The organism is Glutamicibacter sp. MNS18 (genome assembly GCF_026107515.2).
Taxonomy (GTDB): domain Bacteria; phylum Actinomycetota; class Actinomycetes; order Actinomycetales; family Micrococcaceae; genus Glutamicibacter.
Window position 1 is genome coordinate 438,177 of record NZ_JAPCHW010000004.1, and the last position, 7,652, is coordinate 445,828.

A 7,652-nucleotide genomic window follows, 5' to 3' on the forward strand; every position below is an offset into this window, starting at 1 on the left:
TTCCCGTGGGTGAGGTAACCATTGGACATCACAGATATTCGGTCGAACATGTTTGAATATTTATAAGCGTCTATGCATAAACTTTGTTAGAGTGGTCTGCAGTGAAGGAATCGTCTAAGTCGACTGTGCGGTATCAGCTGAAAGGAACAGGTCATGACCTCTTCAACCAATGAAGGTTCGCTATGGGGTGGCCGCTTTTCCGGCGGTCCGGCAGATGCCATGGCGGCATTAAGCAAGTCCACTCATTTCGATTGGCGCCTGGCCAGCTACGATATCGCCGGATCACGGGCCCACGCCAAGGTGCTGCACCGCTCGAAGCTGCTCAGTGATGATGAGCTCTCCGGCATGCTGGCGGCCCTGGACCAGCTGGAGCAGGACGTGAAGGCCGGGCGTTACGTTGCCGCGGAATCCGACGAGGATGTCCACGGTTCGTTGGAACGCGGCCTGCTCGAGCGTGCCGGGGTGCAGCTCGGGGGCAAGTTGCGCGCCGGACGCTCGCGCAATGACCAGATCGCCACCCTGGGCCGCATGTTCCTGCGGGATCATGCGCGCATCATCTCCCAGGGCCTGGTCGAGACCATGGAAGCGCTGGTTGCCCAGGCCAAGGCCCACCCCTATGCGCCGATGCCCGGACGTACCCACCTGCAGCACGCCCAGCCGATCCTGCTCTCGCACCTGTTGCTCGCCTATGCCTGGCCGATGCTGCGTGACGTGCAGCGTTTCGTGGACTGGGATAAGCGTGCGGCCGTCTCACCTTATGGCTCGGGTGCCCTGGCAGGCCAGACCCTGGGGCTGGATCCGAATTTCGTGGCCGCCGAACTGGGATTCGATTCTGCCGTGCACAACTCCATCGACGGCACCGCGGCCCGCGACGTCTTCGCCGAGTTCTCCTGGATTACCGCCATGATCGGTGTGGACCTGTCACGAATCAGCGAGGAGGTCATCCTCTGGGCCACCAAGGAATTCTCGTTTGTGACCCTGCATGATGCGTTCTCCACCGGATCGTCGATCATGCCGCAAAAGAAGAATCCCGATATCGCTGAACTGGCCCGTGGCAAGTCCGGGCGGCTGATCGGCGATTTGACCGGCTTGCTGGCCACCCTCAAGGCACTCCCGCTGGCCTACAACCGCGACCTGCAGGAAGACAAGGAGCCGGTGTTCGACGCCGCCGATACCTTGGAAATCCTGTTGCCCGCCGTATCCGGGATGATCGCCACCCTCACCTTCAATACCGATCGCATGGCCGAGCTGGCACCCCAGGGGTTTGCGCTGGCCACCGACATCGCCGAGTGGCTGGTCCGGCAGGGTGTCCCGTTCCGCGATGCCCACGAACTGTCCGGGGCCGCGGTGAAACTCGCCGAATCCCGGGGAGTGGAGCTGTGGGACCTGGGTGATGAGGACTACGCGCAGATCTCCGAACATCTCACCCCAGCAGTGCGCGAAGTGCTGTCCACCGAGGGGTCGCTCAATGCCCGCAATGGCCAGGGTGGAACCGCGCCCAGTGCCGTGGAAGCGCAACTGGCCGAATTCGAACGCCAGCTGGACGAGGTGCGCAGCTGGATCAAGAGCTAGGAGAGTAGTCACTCAGTAGTAGTGGCTCCCGGATTGCCCGACCCGGTGTACCCGATGCCCGAACCGTTTGAAGCCGTGTGGCCTCGATGGTTCGGGCGTTGTTGCCTGGTGGGGAACCATGATTTCCAGTGGAATTCCTGGATGTCCGAAACCCACAGGCTTCGGGCAGATGAAAAATCCAACCGGACTCGGCTACAGTGTGAATCATGACACAGGAACTGCCCCGCACCGCACTGATTACCGAAGTCATCAAGGCCTTGGATGAGCTGAAAGAGCAGCTGCGGTCCTTACCGGATGAGGATTTCGGCAAACCCAGTTCGTTGCCGGATTGGTCGATTTCGCAACTGGTTGCGCATGTGCATTCCCTGGCCCGTGCGGTAATCCGCCAGTTCAAGCACGCCGGGAGCGAGAACCCTCCGGAAATGTATGACGGTGGCATGGCCGGGCGGATCGAATCGATCAACATGACCGCGCTGATGCGTCCGGAATCCCTGCGTGAGCTGGCGTTGGCTTCACTGGATGAACTACGTGCCGCGTTGCCGGCCACCGAGGGCCAATGGGAGTCGAAGGTCGGGTACCGTCCCGGTGCCGCCGTCGCGGACATGGTCTACGCCACCTGGCGGGAGATGCTCATCCACGCCACCGACCTGGATGAAATCCGTCGCCCGGCCGCCAGTTGGCCCCAGCCGTTTAGCGAGCACCTGATCCGGGCGCTGGAACCACGCGTGGCCGACACCGACCGGATCGTCCTGCAACCGCACGGCAAGGAACCGATTATCCTCGGCCGGGGACAGCATTCCTATGTGCTCACCGGTACCGATTTCGACCTGGCGGCATGGCTGGCCGGACGACCCACCGGGGGAGTGGTCCAGGCATCCTCCGATGCCGAACTCTCCGATTTCCCGACCCTGAAACCCTGGCCCTCGGCACAATTGCTGCCTCGCTAGGCGGTAGAGGTCGCCAGGCAGGGCTGAGGTGCAGCGCACACCTGTCCGGAACCTTCCCGGACAGGCACTAAAATTATCGGGTGACTCAAAATGAAAGCATCTGCGACCTGCTGGACAGGCTGTGCGCCATCGTGCCGGACTACCCGCAACCCGGGGTGTCCTTCAAGGACCTGACACCGGTCTTCGCTGATCCCGTCGGGCTGCGCCGCATTGTCGATGAACTGGTTGAATGCTTCGCCGGACAGTTCGACATAGTCGCCGGCCTGGAAGCCCGCGGTTTCGTACTGGCCGCAGCGGCCGCCTACGCCTCGGGCACGGGAATGCTGACCATCCGCAAGGCCGGGAAACTGCCGCGCGACGTCTACCGCGATGACTACACCCTGGAATATGGGTCGGCATCGCTGGAGATCCACAAGGATGAAATCGCGCCCGGTACCCGGGTGCTGATCCTCGATGACGTGCTGGCCACCGGCGGCACCGTCGGTTCGGCCGCGCGCTTGATCGAACGCGCCGGCGGCGTGGTGATCGGGGTGGGCGTGGTGCTCGAACTCGGGGAATTCGACGGCAGGGCGCAATTGTCCGGCCGGAAGATCGAAAGCCTGCAGATCGTCTGATTCACGCAAGCCGGTTACGTCACATCTTTGCCACTATAACCGGTGAAACTGAGTAGAATGGTCTGTCTTGTATTCGGCAGGGTGAGGGGAACTAGGTGTCGGGCACGATCGAGCAGGATCTGTTGGATGAGTCGGCGTATGTCGGCAAGCTGTACCAGCGTCTGGATGAACTCCGGGCCGAAAAAATCGAGCAGCTGAACCGCACCCGGGCCACCGGTGCGGTGGGTTCCTTCCAGAACCAATCCGAACGTGATTCCTTTGCCACCTTGTATGAGGACCGGATCGCGCAGCTTGAGGCCGTGGAGGACCGACTGGTTTTCGGTCGGCTGGATATGAACGGGGAAACGCACAGCGACCCGGAATCGGCCGGAACCCCGCGTTATATCGGACGGATCGGGATCAGCGACGAGGACCTGAACCGGCTGATGGTGGACTGGCGCGCCTCCGAAGCCGCACCGTTCTACCAGGCCACGGCACTACAACCCTTGGGCGTGCGTCGCCGGCGCCACCTGATCCTGAAGGGACGAAAGGTCGCCGGCGTCGAGGATGATGTCCTTGACCCGTCTTGGTTGGACGAGGGGCACACCCATCACGGTGAAGGAGCCCTGATGGCTGCCCTGCGGGAAAAGCGCACCGGGCGGATGGGCGACATCGTGGGTACCATCCAGTCCGAGCAGGATGCGATCATTCGTTCGGAACTGGCCGGAACCATCGTGGTGCAGGGCGGACCGGGAACCGGCAAGACCGCGGTCGCACTCCACCGGGCGGCCTACCTGCTCTATGAATACCGCGAACGGCTGAAGAACGCCGGCGTGCTGATCGTGGGGCCATCGACCTCCTTCATGCGCTACATCGAACGTGTCCTGCCCTCGCTGGGCGAAACCGGCGTGGTCATGAGCTCGGTCGGCGAGCTGTATCCCGGTCTGCATGCCATCCCGGAGATGCACCGAACCACCGCCGCCATCAAGGGGCAGCTGTCGATGGCCCGGGTGATCTCCCAGGCTGTGCGCAACCGCCAACGGCTGCTGGCCGCCGACCGTACCGTGGTGGTCGAGGGTACCCGCCTGACGCTGACCCGGCAGATGGTGCGTCATGCCCGAGAACGGGCGAGGCATACCCGCAAGCCGTACAACCAGGCCCGCGAGACCTTCGTGAAAACCCTGGTGGGCGAACTGGCCGAGCAGATGAAACAGCAGCTGGAGGAATCGGCCGGACAGATCAGCGCCGCGGATCGCAGCTACCTTCCGCAGGAGGTCCGCGATTCCGAGGACGTGCGGATCGCGTTGAACCTGTGCTGGATGCCGATGACCCCGCAACGGTTGCTTGAGGAACTGTACGCCAAGCCGTATCTGCTGGAGGCCGCGGCGCCGCAGCTGAACGCCAGCCAACGCGCCGCCCTCTACCGTCCGGCCGGTTCACCGTTCACCGAGGCAGATGTCCCGTTGCTGGACGAGGCCGCGGAACTGCTTGGCGAGTTCATCGACCCGCGCGATGCGCGCAACACCGCGCAATACGACCGGGATGTCGAAAACGCCCAGGCGGCACTGGTGAACATGGACACCATGCTGAAGAACGCCGGGATTGACGGGGTGGTTTCCGCCGAGCAGGTGGCAGCGGTGAACCAGGAAACCGCCGTTCGCCGAACCGCAGCCGAACGGGCGTCCGCGGACCGCACCTGGGCCTACGGCCACATCGTGGTCGACGAGGCCCAGGAGCTCTCGCCCATGCAGTGGCGGCTGCTGATGCGTCGCTGCCCGATGAAGTCCTTCACCATCGTGGGGGATATCGCCCAGACCTCGGCCGCCTCCGGCGCCTTGAGCTGGGGTGAAGCGCTCGAACCCTTCCTGGGCGAGCGTTTCCGGCTGGACGAGCTGACCGTCAACTACCGCACCCCGGCGCAGATCGCCGAAGCGGCCACCGCGGTCGCCCAGGCCGCCGGATTGCGCATCACCACACCGCAAGCGGTGCGTGAGGGTGATTGGCCGCCGCTGTTCACCGAATCCAGCGAGCAGGGCCTGCTCGACGAACTGTTGCGTATTCTCCCCGGGGAACTGGAATTCGCCGAGGGCGGGTTGCAGGCCGTGATCGTGCCCCAACAAAAACTGGAGTCCTATCGCGCCGCGCTGACCGGAATCTACGGCGAACGGGTGGGGACCGGTTCCGGGGGCATGGTGCAGAACATCGTGGTGATCTCGGCCCGGGAATCCAAGGGCCTGGAGTTCGACGGGGTCATCATCGTGGAACCGGCGGACCTGGTCAGCGAGATCGATGGCGGTGTGGGCGACCTGTACGTGGCAATGACCCGTACCACCCAGCGGTTGCATGTGGTCCACGCCAAGGAACTGCCCGCCGGATTCAGGAAAGAACCGGACGCCGGCTAGCAGCCACACCGCCCCGAGGCACTCCAGACGGTGAACATCCCGCCGATTCAAGCGTCCTGCACCCATATCGGGGCAGGACGCGTGAATTGGCGAATTCCCGGTAGCTGGGGCTACGCTTAACGCGTGCCGCATCCGGGCAACCCCCTCCCGGGCAGGCACTGATTGACTCTCCGCGGAAGGCCACCTGCAAGGCCGGGACGAACAGCTGCCCGGCATGGCAGCTTCTACGGGACCTGGGGCAGAACCAAGACAGAAAAATGGCCAAAGTTAGCATGTCTGAACTACAGCAGAATCCCGTGATTGCGGGACAGAGCAATGATTCTTCCTTCGAGAACATCTGGCAGGAACTGAAGTGGCGCGGCCTGGTGCACGTGTCCACGGACGAAACCGAGCTGGAACGAGTACTTTCCGAGGAAAGCATCACCTACTATTGCGGCTTTGACCCGACGGCCCCGTCGCTTCACCTGGGCAATCTGGTCCAGCTTCTGAACATGCGGCGCCTCCAGCTGGCAGGACACAAGCCATTGGCCCTGGTCGGCGGATCCACTGGATTGATCGGCGACCCACGTCAAACCGCCGAACGCACCCTGAACACCAAGGAAACCGTGACCGATTGGGTCGCTAAACTCCAGGCCCAGGTCTCGCGCTTCCTCTCTTTTGACGGTGAAAACGCCGTACGCCTGGTCAACAACCTTGACTGGACCGCACCGCTCTCCGCACTGGACTTCCTGCGTGATGTGGGCAAGTACTTCCGTGTAGGCACCATGATCAAGAAGGACATCGTCGCAGCTCGTCTGAACTCCGAGGAGGGAATCAGCTACACCGAGTTCTCCTACCAGGTGTTGCAGGGTTACGACTACCTGGAGCTGAACCGCCAGTACGACTGCACCTTGCAGACAGGTGGTTCGGACCAGTGGGGCAATCTCACCAGTGGCACGGATTTGATCCGCAAGGTCGAGGGCAAGCACGTGCACGCCTACGGCACCCCGCTGATCACGAACTCCGACGGCACCAAGTTCGGCAAGTCAGAAGGTAACGCCATTTGGCTGGATGCCGAGATGTGCAGCCCGTACACCTTCTACCAGTTCTGGCTGAACACCGCCGATGCCGATGTCATCAACCGGCTGAAGGTTTTCACCTTCCTCAGTCGCGAACGGATCGAGGAACTGGCAATTGAAGTGGCCGAGCGCCCATTCAAGCGCGAGGCCCAGCGAGCCCTCGCCTGGGAAGTGACCTCCCTGGTCCATGGAGTGGAAGCCACGCAGAAGGTCATTGCCGCCTCGGCTGCCGTCTTCGGCAATGGGGAACTGGGCGACATCGATCTGCCAACACTGCAGGCTGTCATCGCCGAACTGCCAACGGCAACGATCGCCGCGGACGAATTGGGAATCCTGAACGTCTTGCAGGCCAGTGGCCTGAGCAAGTCCCAGTCCGAGGCACGGCGCACCGTCTCCGAAGGAGGCGCGTACGTGAACAACGCCAAGGTGGCTGGTGTCGATAGCGAACTGACAGTGGCGGACTTCCTGCACCAGCGCTATGCGATCATCCGCCGCGGCAAAAAGAACATGGCCGTCCTGGAACTGGCCCGGTAGGTATAGAAGGGCCCGTGAAGCGGGCCGAAACGGAAAACCGTCGAAAAGTCTGTGAAGCACAGCACTTTTTCGGCGGTTTTTCGTCTTTCAACGGCCGGATGGGCTGATTTTTCCCGGAATTACGGGATTCTTGGGAGCAAGGCACCGATTTGCGTGCGGGCCGGAACCTGCGTATAGTTTTTCTTTGTTGCCAGCGAGGAACACGCCGCGGAAGCGGGATGTTCACCTGGTAGCCAAGACCTCTTTCCTTGCAGGTCACCAAGGGTTCGGATCGAATTTGATTCGGGTTCACGGTGTGGTAGGGTTGGAAAGTTGCTCCGAAGCGAAGCGGCCGCCCTGGTGGTGGTGCGTGGTGTCGGAAGTGTTTGTTGTTTGAGAACTCAATAGTGTGCCAAGTTTGTTGATACCGAATGTTTTATATTTGGTGAATACATAACATTTTGCTTGGGATGATGCACCCCCGTGTGTTGTTCCGAGTGTTTGATTATTATTTGCCGGGACTTCATTGGTTTCGCCCTTATTTTCCGAGGGGTTGCCGATGGCTTT

Annotated in this window: 6 protein-coding genes; 5 read left to right on the forward strand and 1 reads right to left on the reverse strand. The window is 61.9% G+C overall.

Going from position 1 to position 7,652, the window contains the following annotated elements; all coding sequences use genetic code 11:
- Window positions 1-153: 153 nt before the first annotated feature.
- The 5 genes from argH to tyrS all read left to right on the forward strand — a co-directional run bounded on the left by argH (window position 154) and on the right by tyrS (window position 7,106).
- Window positions 154-1,572 (forward strand): argininosuccinate lyase, encoded by a 1,419-nt coding sequence (argH, locus tag OK351_RS07730; protein ID WP_265157518.1) that lies wholly within the window; start codon window positions 154-156, stop codon window positions 1,570-1,572.
- Between the two features lie 206 nt (window positions 1,573-1,778).
- The gene (locus tag OK351_RS07735) at window positions 1,779-2,519 is read left to right on the forward strand and encodes a maleylpyruvate isomerase family mycothiol-dependent enzyme (RefSeq protein ID WP_265157520.1); all 741 of its coding nucleotides are present in this window, start codon (window positions 1,779-1,781) and stop codon (window positions 2,517-2,519) included.
- A gap of 80 nt (window positions 2,520-2,599) precedes the next feature.
- Window positions 2,600-3,133, forward strand: coding sequence for an adenine phosphoribosyltransferase (locus OK351_RS07740; protein ID WP_265157523.1), 534 nt, complete (start codon window positions 2,600-2,602; stop codon window positions 3,131-3,133).
- Between the two features lie 95 nt (window positions 3,134-3,228).
- Complete coding sequence (locus OK351_RS07745) at window positions 3,229-5,514, forward strand: HelD family protein (protein WP_265157526.1); 2,286 nt, start codon at window positions 3,229-3,231, stop codon at window positions 5,512-5,514.
- 272 nt (window positions 5,515-5,786) lie between these two features.
- A complete protein-coding gene (gene tyrS, locus OK351_RS07750) occupies window positions 5,787-7,106 on the forward strand; it encodes a tyrosine--tRNA ligase (protein WP_265157528.1) in 1,320 nt (439 codons plus the stop codon).
- A gap of 288 nt (window positions 7,107-7,394) precedes the next feature.
- Here tyrS and OK351_RS07755 read toward each other — a convergent pair.
- Window positions 7,395-7,652: hypothetical protein (locus OK351_RS07755; protein ID WP_265157530.1), on the reverse strand; the 258-nt coding region annotated here is incomplete at its 5' end.

Excerpts from the sequence above, each read along its gene's own strand:
- OK351_RS07735 (WP_265157520.1), top strand. The coding sequence starts at position 1,779 with ATGACACAGGAACTGCCCCGCACCGCACTGATTACCGAAGTCATCAAG.
- tyrS (WP_265157528.1), top strand. The coding sequence starts at position 5,787 with ATGTCTGAACTACAGCAGAATCCCGTGATTGCGGGACAGAGCAATGAT.
- argH (WP_265157518.1), top strand. The coding sequence starts at position 154 with ATGACCTCTTCAACCAATGAAGGTTCGCTATGGGGTGGCCGCTTTTCC.